This window comes from Methanospirillum hungatei, from assembly GCF_020216685.1.
GTDB lineage: Archaea > Halobacteriota > Methanomicrobia > Methanomicrobiales > Methanospirillaceae > Methanospirillum > Methanospirillum hungatei_B.
Window position 1 is genome coordinate 1 of record NZ_JAIWNS010000056.1, and the last position, 16704, is coordinate 16704.

The 16704-nt window shown below is 48.2% G+C and carries 17 protein-coding genes; 4 read left to right on the forward strand and 13 right to left on the reverse strand.

Annotated features, from left to right (window positions below):
• The 10 genes from LDL35_RS03045 to LDL35_RS03090 all read right to left on the reverse strand — a co-directional run.
• Window positions 1-1740 (reverse strand): U32 family peptidase (locus LDL35_RS03045; protein WP_304019367.1); only part of this gene is annotated, 1740 nt, incomplete at its 3' end.
• A 9-nt stretch (window positions 1741-1749) separates the two neighbouring features.
• Window positions 1750-2757: a chorismate synthase gene (locus LDL35_RS03050; protein ID WP_304019369.1), complete on the reverse strand. Its 1008-nt coding sequence runs from the start codon at window positions 2755-2757 to the stop codon at window positions 1750-1752.
• Window positions 2754-4136 carry a shikimate dehydrogenase gene (aroE, locus tag LDL35_RS03055; RefSeq protein ID WP_304019374.1) on the reverse strand — a complete coding sequence of 461 codons (1383 nt, stop codon included), beginning with the start codon at window positions 4134-4136 and terminating at the stop codon, window positions 2754-2756. Before aroE ends, LDL35_RS03050 begins: the two co-directional genes overlap by 4 nt.
• Entirely contained in the window at window positions 4112-5404 is a 1293-nt protein-coding gene (gene aroA, locus LDL35_RS03060; RefSeq protein WP_304019375.1) for a 3-phosphoshikimate 1-carboxyvinyltransferase, read from the reverse strand. The genes aroE and aroA overlap by 25 nt, the downstream gene beginning before the upstream one ends.
• The gene (locus LDL35_RS03065) at window positions 5395-6189 is read right to left on the reverse strand and encodes a prephenate dehydratase domain-containing protein (RefSeq protein ID WP_304019378.1); all 795 of its coding nucleotides are present in this window, start codon (window positions 6187-6189) and stop codon (window positions 5395-5397) included. Before LDL35_RS03065 ends, aroA begins: the two co-directional genes overlap by 10 nt.
• On the reverse strand, window positions 6186-7010 hold the full coding sequence (locus LDL35_RS03070) for a prephenate dehydrogenase/arogenate dehydrogenase family protein (RefSeq protein ID WP_304019380.1): 825 nt from the start codon (window positions 7008-7010) through the stop codon (window positions 6186-6188). The genes LDL35_RS03065 and LDL35_RS03070 overlap by 4 nt, the downstream gene beginning before the upstream one ends.
• Before the next feature lies 1 nt (window position 7011).
• A complete protein-coding gene (locus LDL35_RS03075) occupies window positions 7012-7998 on the reverse strand; it encodes a 3-dehydroquinate synthase II (protein ID WP_304019382.1) in 987 nt (328 codons plus the stop codon).
• Between the two features lie 6 nt (window positions 7999-8004).
• Complete coding sequence (locus LDL35_RS03080) at window positions 8005-8778, reverse strand: 2-amino-3,7-dideoxy-D-threo-hept-6-ulosonate synthase (RefSeq protein WP_011448064.1); 774 nt, start codon at window positions 8776-8778, stop codon at window positions 8005-8007.
• The gene (locus LDL35_RS03085; protein ID WP_304019384.1) at window positions 8775-9575 is read right to left on the reverse strand and encodes a 2-amino-3,7-dideoxy-D-threo-hept-6-ulosonate synthase; all 801 of its coding nucleotides are present in this window, start codon (window positions 9573-9575) and stop codon (window positions 8775-8777) included. Before LDL35_RS03085 ends, LDL35_RS03080 begins: the two co-directional genes overlap by 4 nt.
• A gap of 292 nt (window positions 9576-9867) precedes the next feature.
• Window positions 9868-10371, reverse strand: a complete 504-nt coding sequence (locus tag LDL35_RS03090) for a multiprotein bridging factor aMBF1 (protein WP_304019386.1) — start codon at window positions 10369-10371, stop codon at window positions 9868-9870.
• Between the two features lie 49 nt (window positions 10372-10420).
• Here LDL35_RS03090 and LDL35_RS03095 point away from each other — a divergent pair, with 49 nt between their 5' ends.
• A complete protein-coding gene (locus tag LDL35_RS03095; protein ID WP_304019388.1) occupies window positions 10421-11659 on the forward strand; it encodes a proteasome-activating nucleotidase in 1239 nt (412 codons plus the stop codon).
• Window positions 11660-11692: 33 nt separating this feature from the next.
• Here the strand turns inward: LDL35_RS03095 and LDL35_RS03100 are convergent, their stop codons facing one another.
• Window positions 11693-12169 carry a hypothetical protein gene (locus tag LDL35_RS03100; protein ID WP_304019390.1) on the reverse strand — a complete coding sequence of 159 codons (477 nt, stop codon included), beginning with the start codon at window positions 12167-12169 and terminating at the stop codon, window positions 11693-11695.
• Window positions 12170-12180: 11 nt separating this feature from the next.
• Window positions 12181-13344, reverse strand: a complete 1164-nt coding sequence (locus tag LDL35_RS03105; RefSeq protein WP_304019392.1) for a proteasome-activating nucleotidase — start codon at window positions 13342-13344, stop codon at window positions 12181-12183.
• Window positions 13345-13386: 42 nt separating this feature from the next.
• On the opposite strand from LDL35_RS03105, the gene LDL35_RS03110 reads away from it, so the two are divergent.
• On the forward strand, window positions 13387-13803 hold the full coding sequence (locus LDL35_RS03110) for an aconitase X swivel domain-containing protein (RefSeq protein WP_304019394.1): 417 nt from the start codon (window positions 13387-13389) through the stop codon (window positions 13801-13803).
• Between the two features lie 3 nt (window positions 13804-13806).
• Here the strand turns inward: LDL35_RS03110 and LDL35_RS03115 are convergent, their stop codons facing one another.
• On the reverse strand, window positions 13807-14484 hold the full coding sequence (locus LDL35_RS03115) for a hypothetical protein (RefSeq protein ID WP_304019396.1): 678 nt from the start codon (window positions 14482-14484) through the stop codon (window positions 13807-13809).
• Window positions 14485-14652: 168 nt separating this feature from the next.
• On the opposite strand from LDL35_RS03115, the gene LDL35_RS03120 reads away from it, so the two are divergent.
• Window positions 14653-15579 (forward strand): DUF475 domain-containing protein, encoded by a 927-nt coding sequence (locus LDL35_RS03120; RefSeq protein WP_304019397.1) that lies wholly within the window; start codon window positions 14653-14655, stop codon window positions 15577-15579.
• A 105-nt stretch (window positions 15580-15684) separates the two neighbouring features.
• The coding region (locus tag LDL35_RS03125) for an ATP-binding protein (RefSeq protein ID WP_304019400.1) at window positions 15685-16704 on the forward strand (1020 nt) is incomplete at its 3' end.

Sequence of the window (16704 nt, forward strand, 5' to 3'; positions counted from 1 at the left end):
CAGATATATCCGGTCAGCACCATGATTCAAAGCAGCATGAAGATCAGGGATGGATGAGACAAGAACAATCAGGTTCGATCTCTCTGTTCCCGGTTCCAGATTACCTGGATTATCCGAACATACAGAGTCACCAATCACGTTCCGGATATTGTATACAATTTCTGGTTTTGGAAGGTGGGATTGAATAATTATGTCTTCAGCAACTTCCAGGATCTCACGCCTGAGTCCATTTAGTACCCGAACAGGAGCAAACCATCCTTGTTCACCGGAGATCTCAATATCAGTGAAGGTAAAAAGCGTCCCTCCGGTCTTCATAAGCTGTTCCCGGATGTGATCCGGTGTCAGGGATCGCGTCTTTGCAGGTTCAACGATCTCAGGCCCTATGAAATCAAACTGATATGCATGTTTACGTCTGTCATATACAACTCCCTTCCCAAAAATGATCCCTTCAGGAGAGAACAGAAGTGAACATGATATCGTGAGCGACCCGGCATACCGTTCATCAGGATGGGCAAGAAGGGCTGAAATTTTTCGCTCCAGTTCCCTTCTTCCGGTAATATAACAGCAGACACCGGCCTTCGGGACAAAGGGAGCCTTAAGTTCTATCACCCCATCCCGGATAACCGGATCATCCCTGAGGACAAGGCCCTCCATAAACTCTTCGCTTCTGAAGACAAGTCCATCACCCTGCCGGAGAGTAATATCAGATGCTGGTTTTACCCTGATTTTTCCGTTATCTGAAGAGATCACAGAACCCAGATAATACCCCTGGTTACCAGGATAATCACGGCCCATGACCTGTGAATAATCTGACCCGCTGATATATCCGGAGGTAAATCCCCGGGTGAATGAGATGGAGAGATTGGCAATATCTTCAGGATCAGGATGAAATGATCCGTTGATGATTGCATCAAGGGCTTTTCGATAGATAGAGGTTACAACTGCCACATAGGAAGGAGATCTCATTCTACCTTCAATTTTGAGTGCTGCTATTGGCAATTTGACAATTTTATCAAGAACCGGATAGAGTGAGAGATCTTTTGTTGAAAGCAGGTATCCTGATTTTCCAATCTCACGGGCAGCATTAACCCTGCCATACCGATCAAGTGGTCCTTCCATCATCCGGTATTGTTTCCGACAAGGCTGAGCACACATTCCCCGGTTCCCGCTTCTCCCTCCGACAAGTGAAGATAACAGACACCGGCCTGAGTATGCATAACAGAGAGCGCCATGTGCAAACACTTCCAGTTCAACGGAATATCCGCTCAAAGCCTCTGAAATTTCTTCTATCTCTTCTCCAGTCAGCTCGCGTGCCAGCACGATTCTTTTGCACCCGTTTTTTGCAGCATACCGGGCACCAGGAATATTATGGACACCCATCTGCGTAGATGCATGCAGAATGAGATCAGGAATGTACCGTCGTGCATAGGAAAGAAGTCCGATATCCTGAATAAGAACAGCATCAACCCCGATAGAAAACAGGAACAGAAGGTACGAAAGTGCCCTTTCCATCTCCTGTTCCGTAATCAGGGTATTTACAGTCACATATACCTCAATACCGCGGAGGTGAGCATATCTGACCGCATCTCTCAGTTCATCATCGGAGAAGTTCGATGCGAACTTTCGTGCCCCAAACTCACGACCACCAAGATAGACTGCATCAGCACCGGCAGCACAGGCAGCGATGAGAGCTTTTGGTGATCCGGCCGGTGCAAGAAGAAGGGGGAGGTGAATTGTCATAGATGGGAATCATGGCTCCTGTCTGCAATCGGGGATGATCTTTCTCTGTTCCAGAAGAGCATCCATGAGAACCAGTGCCATCATCGCTTCAGCCACCGGTACAATCCTGACTGCAATACAGGGATCATGCCTCCCTTTAACAGAAATCTTCCGTTCCATGCCATTCGTATCCACCGTCTGCTGAAGAGTCCTGATAGACGGGGTCGGTTTGATGCTGAGTCGAATAAGGATATCCTGTCCAGATGAGATCCCCCCAAGGATACCTCCTGCATTATTGGAAAGATATCCCTCGGAAGTCATCTGATCATTATGCTCCGAACCGGTCATGGATGCGGCCATTACACCGGATCCTATCTCCACTGCTTTAACACCCCCAATGCCCATCATTGCATAGGCGATGAGAGCATCAAGTTTTCCAAATACGGGGTCACCAAGACCGGGCGGGCATCCTGATACCACAAGACTGACCACGCCACCAACCGACTCTCCCTGATCCCTCGCGTCACGAATAACCTGTTCCATTCTTTCAGGAACTTTTTCACCATGAACAGAGGTCAGGGAACCGGAGATGATGATGCCTTCTTTCTCAAGATATCGTCTGGCTATAGCACCCGCAGCTACCCGTGCTGCAGTCTCCCTGCCTGAGCTTCGCCCACCGCCACGATGATCCCGTATTCCATACTTTTCAAAATACCCCCGATCTGCATGACCTGGACGAAAGATCTCTTGTAATTCATCATAATCTGCAGATTTCATCGAAGTGTTCTGAATAAGAAGGCAGATGGGAGTGCCAAGAGTATATCCTTGAAAGACTCCTGAGAGGATCTGCACAGCATCCGCCTCTTTTCGTGGGGTTACGAGATCACTCTGTCCGGGTTTTCTTTTATCAAGATAATACTGAATTTCTTTTTCAGAAATTGCAAAACCAGGGGGACATCCATCAATAACCACGCCAATTGCTGCTCCATGACTCTCACCAAATGTGGTAACCCGAAAATTCCGGCCAAAGGTATTCATGCCAGTATCTCCCGAAGTCGCGAGACCGGAGTATCAATCCCGGTAAGAATCCGGAACTGTTCAGCGAGCTGATGAATAAACATCTCAGTTCCGGGGATTACCGAGCAACCCGAAGCCAGGGCCGCCTGAAGAAGGGGAGTATCGCGGGGAGTATAGACCAGATCAAATACCTTCATCCCCGGTTGCAAGGCTGATGGAGGGATCGGAGTATGTGGGTCTGAACCCATCCCGACAGGCGTTGCATTGATAATAAGATCCGGATGATATTTTCCAATATCAGCAAGGGATCCAATCTCTGCACCACTCTTTCTGGCAAGATGCTCGGCACGTTCAGGTGTCCGGTTGAGAATCACCGGTGTAAATCCCCGCATAGAAACGGCATATACCGCTGCAGCTGCTGCACCACCCGCACCGAGAATAACCGCCGTGTCGCCGAGAGTCCCTTCCAGAGGCCGGTAGATACCTTTCCAGTCGGTATTAAATCCATACTTTTTCTCATCCTGAATGAGAATGGTGTTTACCGCACCAATGGATTCAGCATCATGCTTGATCTCGTCCAGGTAGGGAATGACAGTCTCTTTGTGAGGGATGGTCACCGATAGTCCCCGAACACCGGTCCCTGGCAGAAGTGAGAGAAACCGACCGGGATCCTTATGTTCAAACCAGGTGTAATGAGCTGGCATCCCATAATCTGCGAACAGATGATTGTAGATCCCAGGGCTTTTACTGTGCAAACACGGATACCCCAAAATTCCATACAGGAAGATATCATAATCCCCGGATATCTTTTTCAGATGAATCTTCTCTCCGGACGGGATTGCAGTCTTCATGACAGAGGAAAAGAGTTCTTTTCGTTTATCCGGAACACAAATTCCGTTTTCAACCAGATTCAGAATCTGTCTTGCTGCCTCCTCTGGTGTGGTAGTGCTGGTATCTATCACAATATCAGCGACACTCCGGTATATCGGCATTCGTTCTTTCAGGACCTGTTCTATCTCTTCCCGGGGAGGAAGTCCGGTAAGGGAAGGACGGTCAGATGTATGAATTCTATTATAAATCACTTCAGGACTTGAATTCAGAAGGATTACAAGACTATTCATTCTCAGCATCCGGACATTGACCGGTCGTATCACGGCTCCTCCTCCGGTACTGATTATCCCTGCACCAGATGGTATCCGTGCAATGACATGCTGCTCAATCTCGCGAAATCCTGCTTCTCCTTCTGATTCGAATATCTGAGAAATCTTCTTTCCTGTCGCATCCTCAATGAGTTGATCAGTATCCAGGTATCCCTGACCGGTCATTCGGGAAAGAGCCTTTCCAATACTGCTTTTACCGGTTCCCCGGTAACCGATCAGCACAATACGGCGTTTTGCCATATCCGTCGTAATTCCTCCCAAAATCCTGGATAAGATTTTGTTACACATCCGGCATCAAGGATTGTAACATCCCCGATAAAACAACCAAGTACTGCAAAACTCATTGCAGTCCGGTGATCATTCTCCGGATGGATGATTCCTCCATGCAACGGAGCAGGATAGATGACAATAGCATCCTCTTCAGTCTCAACTCTTCCCCCAAGAGTGGTCAGACCATTCGCAATCGCCCAAATCCGATCACTCTCCTTCATCCTGAGGTGGTGAACTCCGGTTATCCGGCTGGGTGATGAGGATACCGCGGCAACCATGCAGACGGTCTGTACGATATCCGGACAATCGGCCATATTAACCTCGATTCCTTTGAGGAGGACACCTGGATCACGGGAAAGGATGATCGACTCCTGTTTTTCGGTGATTGTACATCCCATATTGACAAGGATCTCAAGAAGTCTCCGGTCTCCCTGGGCTGATAGTGGATTCAGTCCTGATATGGTAGCAGACCCCCCGCAGATCGCTGCAAGGGCAAACCAGTACGATGATGATGAGAAGTCTCCTTCAATACCATAGGTCTGTGGTTTGTATCTCTTCTGCGAAGATACCGTGAAAACTGGTTCTTTCTCATCTCCTTCGACGAAAACTTCAGCGCCAAACGCACGCATGCTGTCAATAGTCATCAGGATATAGGGGAGCGAAACGGGATCGCCGGTCAGGTGAATATGAACATCATTGTCTGCATACGGAGCTGCTATCAGAAGAGATGAAATAAACTGACTTGAGATACTCCCGTCAACATACAAATCCCCAGCAGGAAATGCCCCATCAATCCGCACCGGCGGACATCCCGGATTCTTAAGACTGGTAATTTTTGCACCGGCATTATTCAGGGTATCAATGAGAGGACCTAAGGGTCGTTCCTGCATCCGTGCACTCCCGGTCAGAACGACAGGGCCATCAGCAAGGAGAGAGACTCCGGTTAAGAGCCGCATCGAGGTTCCCGAATCCTGAATATTAATCTCCTCAGCAGGAGCCTTCAGATGCCCTCCCGTACCCTGAACATGGATGTTCTCTCTGCACCAGTCAAGCCGTACCCCAAGCTGCATAAGAGCACGCGCAGTCATTCGTGTATCATCGGCATCCAGTTGTCCGATGATATCAGACTGACCATCTGCAAGTGCCGCAATGATAAGTGCCCGATGAGTATAACTTTTCGAAGGAGGTGCTGAACAGCTGAAACAGACCGGTCCGCATCGTCCTATGGTCATCTGCATGGATTTTCTCCGGTCAGATGATAACAACCCAGATGTTTTACCCTGGTGATTTTCCCGATACGATCAATTGCCTCTTTCCATTCACCTTCACATTGCAGGTCAATAAAGAAGACATAATTTCCCATACATCTCTTTGAAGGCCGTGATTCAATCCTGGTCAGATTTACTCCGGTCTCCTTGAATGGACTGAGAAGATCATATAAGAGGCCGGCGCGGTTTTCTCCTGGATCCACTATTATACTGCATTTTTCAGGATGTTCATTGCTGAAGGGCTCTCTTCTGATCACAATAAACCGGGTGATATTATCCGGATTATTCTCAATATTGCCGGCAAGCACCGGGATACCTCTACTGTCAGCCAGGGTCTGTGAAAGAATAGCACCAGATCCAGGTCGATCTTTCAGGGCAAGGGCACTTGCAGCATTACTCTCGGTATGGATGACCGGAATGCCCAGATCATCAATAAATCTGCTGCATTGCTCATGACTTTGTGGATGAGCAAAGATGACCGAAATTTTATCCAGGGTTGTATGTGATGCCAGTGTATGATGAATCGGCAGGTACCGTTCTTCAGAGATGTAAACCGGATGCTGCATGAGGCCATCCATGGTTGCTGTAACTCCGCCGGCTTCACTGTTCTCAAGAGGGACAAGACCCGAGATTCCGGTCTGCAGTACCTCGGTAAAAACCCGGCCGATTGTCGGAACGAGAATGATATCCGTATCCATCATACATGCAAGATCATGCGAAAAAGTCCCTGCCGGACCAAGGGTTATGAGAGTCATCTGCTCACCATCGCCTGGATAAGGAGATCAGTCTCCTTTTGTGCCTGGTCGCAGAATGCTCCGTACCATTCGCGGGATGCAAGAAATTCTCCGGTAAATGCATTCCGATCTCCTTCTTGAACGATACTGAACATCTCATCAAACGCCTGCTTACAGGTATTAAGAACTGAAGGAACCTGGGGATTCATACAGAGGATATCAGCGTAAAGGTCTGGATTTTGAGCAAGTAATCTTCCTGCGATTCCGGTTTCAATCCGGTACACCGGACTCATGTAGGATTCAGTATCTGCCGGGGATATCCCAAGCCTTCTCATGGTCCCGGCAAGCAATATTGCCTTAAAATGAGTGAGTCCCTGAATGACTGCCATCATCCGGTCATGCTCTTCAGCGGTCGTTATCGTAACCCGGGCACCCTGGCTTTCAAAAATATTCTGAAAAAACCAAAGATCATTCTCATGACATCGGGCAGGGGTAGCAACGATAGTCTGTCCCTGGATGGTCCCGACAGTCGGTCCGAACATCGGATGAAGTCCGACAACCCTGGCTTTCGAACGAAGCATAGCACTGACCGGATCAATCTTTAATGATGTCAGGTCAGCCAGGATCTGATGTTCACCAAGGAGCGGGGTTATCTCATCAATGACAAAGACCGTGTCTCTGATCGGTACAGATATTACTATGACATCAGCCAGGCGGGCAATATCCTCTTTCCTTAAGGGAGTATTCCGGCCGGCGATGAGAACCTCGTGACCGGCTTTTTGAAAAACCTGTGAAAACAGATTTCCCATGCCTCCGGTCCCGCCAATGATGCCAATCTTCATATTATTTCTCAATGATGGTCTCATCAATTGCCATACCAAAATGACGACCGCCGCTCTCAACACGGCCCAGGACAACATCACCGGGTTTGAGTGAGGTTACTGATACTCCCGAATAATCCGGGCGAACAAGCCTGATGGTCTCTGCATTCTGCAGGATAATTGATACCTTCTGACCCTCGCTCTCTGCTTCAACAAGAAAGAGGGGACGCCGTTCAATTTTCACTCTGCCAACGGTCGCTTCCCGGCAGGAACCATTCCCATGAACAATCATCACCCGGTCACCTGCCTTCAGGTCAGCCAGATATGCAGTCTTTCCTTCCACAACCTGCAGGTATGCATGAACACCACCTGCATTCACCCTGAACGGCCTGGGCGCTACATAGGGATTTACAAGCGTCTCTGCATGAACAAGGAAAAATCCTGATGATGTATTTCCAACCAGCATCCCTTCGCCGTCAACCATCAGAGAACAGGTATCAACACAGACCCGTTCACCCATTCCGGCAGGTTTTACTGTGGTCACAGTCAGACGATGGAGTTGTTGTCCGGATATCCCTGACTGAACCATACGACATACAGATCTGACAAGGTCCGGATCATCCGTTCTCACGAGAACACCAGATACTCCCTTTTCAAGTACGGTCAGAGCCTGTTCAGCCTCTTTTATATCAGAAACGACGGCTATTACATTGTCCCCGCATGCCACCAGGTTTTCAAGAGGAATTATCGTCCAGTCAGGAGTGTGCACGATAATGCGGCAGGTCCTGGCAGCTTCCATCGCACGAGCCTGATCTTCAGTATTCCCAATAGTAATCTCATGAATATCCTGCCCTGGAATAAGATCCCCATCAGGAGCGATGACCAGAATCCGGCCCAGTTCTCTGACCGGACCTGCAGACTCTGCTATTACTCCAGTAGCTCCTGATTCAAGGGCGGCAATAGCAAGTTCCTTATCCCACGGTCGAAGGTCCACAAATACCTGTTTCATATTCCCTCAAATAGCCTCAGGACGGACTCCCTGATGGACAACCTGCGATATATTGGACACGAATTTTGCAACATTGTCACGCTGGAAAGCATTTCTTCCCATGCAGACACCGGCACATTTTGCGAAATGGACAGCATCGTAGATGGTCTTGTAGCAGTCCAGGTCCTCCCCCTTCTCTCCACCTGCAATCAGTACCGGGATGGACGATGCCTTTACGATCTTTGCAAATGATTCCGGATCACCGGTGTAGTTCGTTTTTACCAGATCAGCACCCAATTCTTCAGCCACCCGAACCGCATGACCGACATGCCGTGGATCATTTGGATCAATACCCTTCCCACGCGGGTAGATCATCGCGAGGAGAGGAATACCCCACCGGTTACAGTCACGGACAACCATCCCGGCAGATTCTATCATCTTTGACTCCTGCGGTGCACCAAGATTGATATGAATTGAGACGGCATCGGCCCCCAGAGATACAGCCTCCTCAACACTACAGATAAGGACTTTGTCATTCGGATCAGGATTCATGCTTGTCCCGGCAGAGAGATGAATAATAAGCCCTATATCTCGCCCTTTTCTCCGATGACCCGGACGTACAAGGCCTTTATGCAGGATGATGGCATTTGCCCCACCATCAGACACCTCGGCGACGGTCTCGGTCATATTTAAAAGACCATCAATCTGTCCCAGGGTCATCCCATGATCCATCGGTATTATGACCGCTTTTCCAGTATTTCTATCCATTATCCGTTCGATGCGGATCTGTTTTCCAATCATAACATGCCTCCTTTCAGCATCTCATGCACTTCAGCTGCACTCATACCGTCATGAACAATTTTTGCACATGCACGGACAAATAATGCCGGATTTGCATGCTGGAACGCATTTCTTCCGATAGAAAGTCCGGCTGCCCCGCCTTCCATCGAACCCTCGATAAGTTCAAGAGTGGTGAGATCATCGGTCTTTGATCCTCCTGCCACTACAACCGGAACCGGACAACCCCTGGTCACTTCACGGAAGGTATCTGGATCACCAGTGTAATTGGTCTTCACAAGGTCAGCACCGAGTTCTGCAGCCACCCTGGCCGCAAGCCGTACATGCTCCACAGCATGTTCATCATCAATCTTCCGGCCACGCGGGTACATCATGGCAAGGAGTGGAACTCCCCACTCCATACATTCAATGGCAACATGCCCGAGATCGGTGAGCATCTGTGCTTCAGAATCGGCACCGATATTCACATGCATTGAAACTGCATCTGCACCCATCTTCAGGGCATTAGTTACAGAATTGACCAATACTTTCTCATTCGGATCCGGCCCGATAGCAGTCGATGCCGAGAGATGCAGAATCAGGCCGACATCGTGGCCCCGTTGCCGGTGACCATGCAGGGCCAGACCCACGTGACCCAGGACTGCATTTGCACCCCCCTCTGCAACCGAATTTACTGCATCAGGAAGGTCGACAAGGCCCTCAATGGGTCCAAGGGTTACTCCATGATCCATGGGAACAATAATTGTCTTTCTGGTGTTGCGGTTCATGATTCTTTCAAGTCTGATATCTTTCCCTCTCATAACAGATCACTCCATTTTGATACGAGTAATCACTCAGTACCAAAAAAACTGATAAAAGCTAAAAAAGAACGAATAAAAACGATATTCGCCAGAACAGTCGTTCGATACGGAAGACAAGCTGGAAGAAGCAGGGCTGCACAATGCTACAGACTTCACACCCTCCACACAGTTTGTCATGATCAGGGGTCAGTGTTGTTACATATAAACATATCGTGATCGTGCCATGTTATAGCATAGCATGGGTGATGCCTCATCCATACCCGATGATTTCACGCACAAAAAATGAGGAAAATTACTTCTTCGCCTTCTTGATCTGGATGACATCCCCCATCGTGGTAGTCATCCTGGCGTGGTGCAGATCAGTCGGCTCTGATGAACCTTCGTCCAGCAGACTGATATTAAGTGTCTTTTCCAGCTTCTTCCGAACCTCATCTTCCGGTATCAGTTCGCCTTTTTCAAGTTTCTTTACGAGGAGCTCACGCTCCATCATGGCAAGGGCAAGATCTTTCTGGGTCATTCCCAGTTTCATCCGTGCATCCCGAATCCGGTCAGCATAATCTTCAACAAGATCGCCTCCCATCCGGTCAAACAGATCCTTGGATCGGTGTACCTGTGGTCTTGCGGAACCGGAATAGGCGGATGTTCGTACTGCCTGTGCTGCAGATGTCCGGGGAGCTGCTCCCTGGACTTCAGTGCCATATTTTGCACAGCCATTACACACCGAGAGCTCGGCCCCTTCGATCTTGATCCTTTTCAAAGGGCCTTTGGCTTCTGCGCCGCACATTTCACACTGCATTTTCGCAAACATCATATAGTCACTTACCCCTATATACCTGATTGATCAGATGGCAGAAGCAGCCCGCCACCCGGATGACATGAAAACTCCTGAGGAGTTATACCGGTATTTAGTAGACCGGGTTGCAGGAATGGAATCGCAAAACCAGGAATTGAAGGAGCAGATACGGCAACTGGAGTCAGATAAGCGATATATTGAAACCCAGAAGATCCGGTACGAACGGGAGGTCAGGAAGCTGAAAAGCGAGATTGAACACCTGAAAACCCCCCCGCTCATCGTCGGAACCGTAACTGATATCATCGATTCCGGCCGCGTTGTTGTGCGTTCAAGTGCGGGGCCCCGGTTTCTCGTCAGGGTGTCACAGGCAGTAAGTCCTGACTCCCTGAAAGCCGGTGTCAGATGTACCTTAAATCAGCAGTCTCTGGCTATAGTGGAAGTGCTCCCAAGCACGTATGATTCACAGGTTTATGGTATGGAACTGGTTGACGCTCCGACTGAGACCTACGAGGACATAGGCGGCCTTGAAAAGCAGATTATGGAGATTCGTGAAGCGGTCGAGCTTCCGATGACACGACCTGATCTGTTTGAGAAGATAGGTATTAACCCACCCAAAGGGGTCCTGCTTTATGGACCTCCAGGGACTGGTAAAACCCTTCTTGCAAAGGCCGTTGCACATGAGACTCATGCAATCTTCCTGCACACTGTCGGTTCAGAACTGGTCCAGAAATATATTGGTGAAGGAGCCCGCCTTGTCAGGGAACTCTTTGACCTTGCGAAAGAGAAGGCACCATCAATCGTTTTCATCGATGAGATTGATGCCATAGGTGCATCACGCACAGAAGCCATGACCTCCGGAGACCGGGAAGTGCAGCGTACGCTCATGCAACTCCTCGCAGCCATGGATGGTTTTGAGCCACGTGGTGATGTGAAAATTATCGGTGCAACAAACCGGATTGATATTCTTGATGCAGCCCTCCTGCGTCCTGGACGGTTTGACAGGATTATTGAAATTCCTCTCCCTGATACCGAAGGCAGATACTCTATCCTGAAAGTTCATACGAGGTGCATGAACCTGTCAGAGGATGTGGATCTGATGGAGGTAGCCCGGCTTACTGAAGGAAGAAACGGAGCAGAACTGAATGCAATCTGTATGGAAGCAGGGATGTTTGCTATCAGGAAGGAACACCCGCAAGTCGATCAGGAAGATTTCCTGACTGCTCTGAATAAATTCAGATGTGACTTTGAGAGGGATCACAGATTGACGACAGCAGGCGTCATGTTTGCCTGATTAGTCTTACTCTTCTTCTCTCCCTTCTGTTTTTTAAAGATTGTCAGACCTGACATCTTCAGGTGCACACATCCGGCAGACTGTGAACTCTTCTTCTGAACAAAGCACTTCGAAAACATCTTCATCAGATGCCTGATCTCTATCATGGTTGCATAACTGCGGAAAGGTATCATATTTTACCAAACTCCCATCTCCCTTGACCAGGTACCAGATCTTCCAGGGCCAGGGATCTGGATGAGGTTCTCTTTCAAGATACCGTGACCTGGCAACCGACGGGGTACAATACATGCCAGGAGTTATCTCAAAAAGATAATCAGACCCAAATTTCCGGATAAAGTACTTCAAATCCGAAGCCAGGGAGAGCGCTGCAGATAGTGAACTGACCTTAACAATGATGCCGACCGGAGTTTCTTTTGGATCATAAAACCGAAGCGCATTCCACGCGGTCTCTGATCTCCTGAGTTCCTGGTATAACCTAATCCCCGGTCTGCTGAAAACCAGCAGATTCATAAAAAACAATATTAGCGGAACATCCGCTCTTCAGAATCATGCTCTTCGCCGGTAACCTTGCTAATGGCCTCAAGCAGATCCTGGTTCGTTACTTCAAATGCACTCTTTCGGACGGCAAACATACCTGCTTCCCTGCAGACTGCCTGAATCTGTGCACCGGTGAGCCCCTCGGTCAGAACAGATATTTCAGCAAGATTTACATCAGGGGAAAGGTTCATCTTTCTGGTATGGATTTTTAATATCTCCTCACGGGCGATGATATCAGGTACCGGTATCTCAATGATCCGATCAAAGCGACCAGGACGAAGAAGTGCCGCATCAAGCATATCAACCCGGTTGGTAGCTGCCATAATCCTGACATCCCCCCGGTTATCAAACCCATCCATCTCTGCCAGCAGCTGCATAAGGGTACGCTGCACCTCAGCACTCCCGCTTGTCCCGTCATTGGTACGTGTTGTTCCGATAGCATCAATCTCATCGATAAACACAATAGACGGGGCCCGGTCACGTGCCAGTGAAAAGAGCTCGCGGACCATCTGGGCACCTTCACCAATATACTTATGAACCAGCTCACTGCCACTCATCCGGATAAAAGTGGCTTTTGCATTATGAGCGACTGCTTTTGCAAGAAGGGTTTTTCCAGTCCCCGGCGGCCCGTGGAGAAGAATTCCTTTGGGGGGTTCGACACCGATCCGCTCAAAGACTTCAGGCATTGTGAGCGGATATTCAACCGCTTCCCTGATCTCTTCTATCTCACCACTGAGACCTCCAACATACTCAAAGGTCACCTCAGGGGATTCATCAAGTTCCATTACCCTGACCCTAGAGTCATAGGTCTCTTCAAGCACCTTTACCACTGAAAGAGCATTGTTCACAGCGACTTTACATCCCGGATAGACGTGGGGGCGCAGATCATCAGCGAGTATGGTTACATACTCCTGGTTGTTCCCCATCTGACGAAGATAAATCTCGCCATTATCAAAAACATCCACTACCAGCGCAACAAAGAGGGGCATTCGTTTGAGTTGTGAATTTTCTCTTTTCAGAACAGAATTTTCCTTGATTAACTCCTCTGATCTGATAGATAACTCAAGATTCTGGGCCTCCAGCTCCTGGATCCGGATCTGATAGTGAATCTCATTTTCACAGGAGATACGTGCAAGAGGCTGTTCCATAGTACATAATTATCCAGTCGTTCTACTTATACATGAGTGTGCATGATAGTACAGGGACGCGGAATATCGCGTGGTATTGGAAAAGGGCCCTTGCTGATAGGTCCTGATCCAATCTCATTTCTCTCCGGCGTGGATCCGGAGACTGGAATTGTATTAGAACCTGGTCACCCGCTTGAAGGAAAAGACATCACCGGGTCGGTTCTGGCCTTTGAATATGGGAAAGGATCAACCGTCGGGAGTTATATCCTCTATGCCCTCTCGCGCAATGGTCATGCTCCAGCGGCGATCATCAACCAGGAAGCAGAGACCATCATCGTTGTCGGGGCCATAATGGGAAAGATACCCATGATCGACCGGATTGGAACTCCCCTTACCAGCCTTCCATCCGGCACAATCGTGGAGGTAGACGGGACAGCAGGAACTCTGACCATCCCTGATGAAAAAGAAAATCAGGCCTGAAAATCAGGAATTAAAAGAATATTCCCTGACATATTTTTTATCAAGGTATGGAAATCCCCATTCCGAACAATACCCATCCAGTGTTTTAATATCGGTAATCACTTTCTTCCCATAATTATCTGCAAGATCCTGGTATCGACGGTAATTTCCAAGAGATGCCGCATCAGTCCCGGCATTCTTCCAGTACACAGCCTGTTTCAGACTTGATGCATAGGATCCAAGAGATCTGATAAACCCCAGATATTTGTTAAAAATAACTTCCTCTTTTGATGTGAGACCAGGGAAGACATTTTTTTCTGGAAGTGACCGGTCAAGGGAATACTCATCGGTCAGGTCATTGATCGCCGTCTCAAGAGCCAGCGCCTTTTCCTGAATACCAGCTGCATCAAGAGCACGATCAGCAGTCCTGATTGCCATGTAGGCCTTCGTTAGTTCTGGAAAGGTATCCTCAATAAAAGCTTTCAGTTGCCCGGAACCGGGTGTATCAGGAGTCATCACCCGTTTCTGAACAGGCTCTGCAGAAGGAGGGATCTGTGTCGGTGTTACTACCATCTCTCCGGTGGTCGAGACCGGAACAGGACCACTATCAGAGAGGGAACCTAAGTCCTGATTTATACATCCTGATGACAGAATACCCAGAGATACTATAAATATGAGGATGAGAAAAATCCGATTTTTCATATCATCGGATAGGAAGACTGAATATATATAGTGAACTGGTAGACGAATAGTATTGGTATGCTCTCTCTATTAAATTCAGGTTAAATTAGCCATTATTACGGACGGTATGTCTGGTGAAGATCAGAAAGTAGATGGTATTCATATCCTTTTCGTCTCATACCTTCTTTTGTGGAACTCTTCACGATCATCCTGACCATAATGGGTCTGTGCATGTTTGAGATAATCTGCAGTATTGATAACGCTATCATCAATGCAGAAGTTCTCGGCACCATGCAGCCAAAATACCGGAGATGGTTTCTGCTGTGGGGAATCTTGTTCGCCGTATTTCTGGTCCGCGGACTGCTTCCTCTCCTCCTTGTCTGGTTTTCAACACCTGAACTGACTCCATGGGAGGCTTTCACGGCAATGTTCAGTGACAATCCGGATATAAAGGAGGCCATAGAGACCTCTTCTCCAATTCTCCTCATCGGTGGAGGAACATTCCTCATCTTTCTCTTCTTTCACTGGCTCTTCCTTGAGGAGAAACACTTCGGGCTGCCTGGAGAACGGTACTTCTTTTCCAAGGGGGTCTGGTTTTATGCAGTGGTATCCATCCTGCTCATGGCAATTGTCTGGTTTGCAATTGAGAAGAATGCCATGATGGCGTTTGGAGCGGTTGTCGGATCCACCGCCTTTTTCATTGTTCATGGTTTCCGCCAGAATGCAGAACTACAGGAGCAGAAACTCATCAGCGGGGATATGTCTGACATCAGTAAAATCCTGTACCTGGAGGTCATTGATGCGACATTCTCTATTGATGGAGTGCTTGGAGCGTTTGCTTTCACTATGTCAGTCCCGCTCATCCTGGTTGGAAACGCCCTTGGTGCCATTGCTGTCAGACAGATTACCGTCAGTAATATTGACAGGATAAAAAAATACCGGTTTTTGAAGAACGGAGCGATGTATTCAATCCTCTGTCTGGGGATTATCATGCTCATTGACAGTTTCGGATTTCACATCCCAGAATTTGTCTCACCGGTGATTACATTCACAGTTGTGGGGTTATTTTACATAAAATCAGTGCGCGAAGCAGGGAGTAATACTGACTCAACCTGATTGGTCCATGCAATTTTTTGCAGATGAATCACCATGTTTTAGTTGTACAAACACCAATAGTATTGGACACATTTTCGCATCACATATTTTTTGGGAGGTTTTTGTCTGTCCAATACATACAATTCTGAGAATATCAAAATTCTACGGGGTCTTGAACCGGTCAGGGAACGACCGGCGATGTATATCGGTTCTACCGATAGCCGTGGTCTGCACCATCTTGTATATGAGGTGGTTGACAATTCCATCGACGAAGCCCTCGCAGGATACTGTACCCATGTCCAGGTAGTCATCCACCAGGATGGGAGCGTCAGTGTAGAGGACAACGGGCGTGGTATCCCTGTAGACCCGATGAAGGACAATGATAACAAAACTGCTCTTGAAACAGTTCTCACGGTCCTTCATGCAGGTGGAAAGTTTGATAAAAATACCTACCAGGTGTCAGGGGGTCTGCACGGCGTAGGTGTCTCAGTTGTCAATGCACTGTCTGTTGAATTGACTGCTACAGTCTGGAAAGACGGGTATGAGTACCGGATGTTCTTTTCACGAGGTCAGCCACAGACAGATCTTGAGAAAAAAGAAGAAGACTATGAAGAGATCAAGGATAGGTATATAAGGCGGTACGGGAGCCTTCCCGATGACTGCCCGGAAACCAAAGAAGAATTTCTGAATCGATATCTCTCCAAGATCGCCGGAACCATGATCAGGTTCAAACCTGATTCGAAGATCTTTGAAACAGTTGACTTCGACTATGATATTCTTGCTCACCGGATGCGTGAACTCGCATTTCTGAATTCCGGGATCACCATCAGCATAGCTGACGAACGGTGTGAGGATTTGGAGGAATGCAGCGAAGTCTTCTCCTATGAGGGTGGGATATCAGAATATGTCAGATATCTCAATCACGAAGCCCAGCCAATCCATGAATCGGTCATCTATTTTGGCCGAAAAGATGAAGAAGCCAAGGTTGAGGTAGATATCGCATTCCAGTATGCAGCCGCATATTCAGAGAAAGTATACACCTATGTAAATAGTGTCAATACCAAGGAAGGCGGGACACACCTTGAGGGTTTCCGATCTGCCCTTACCAAGGCCATCAATAAGATGGGAAAGGAAAACAAGGTGATC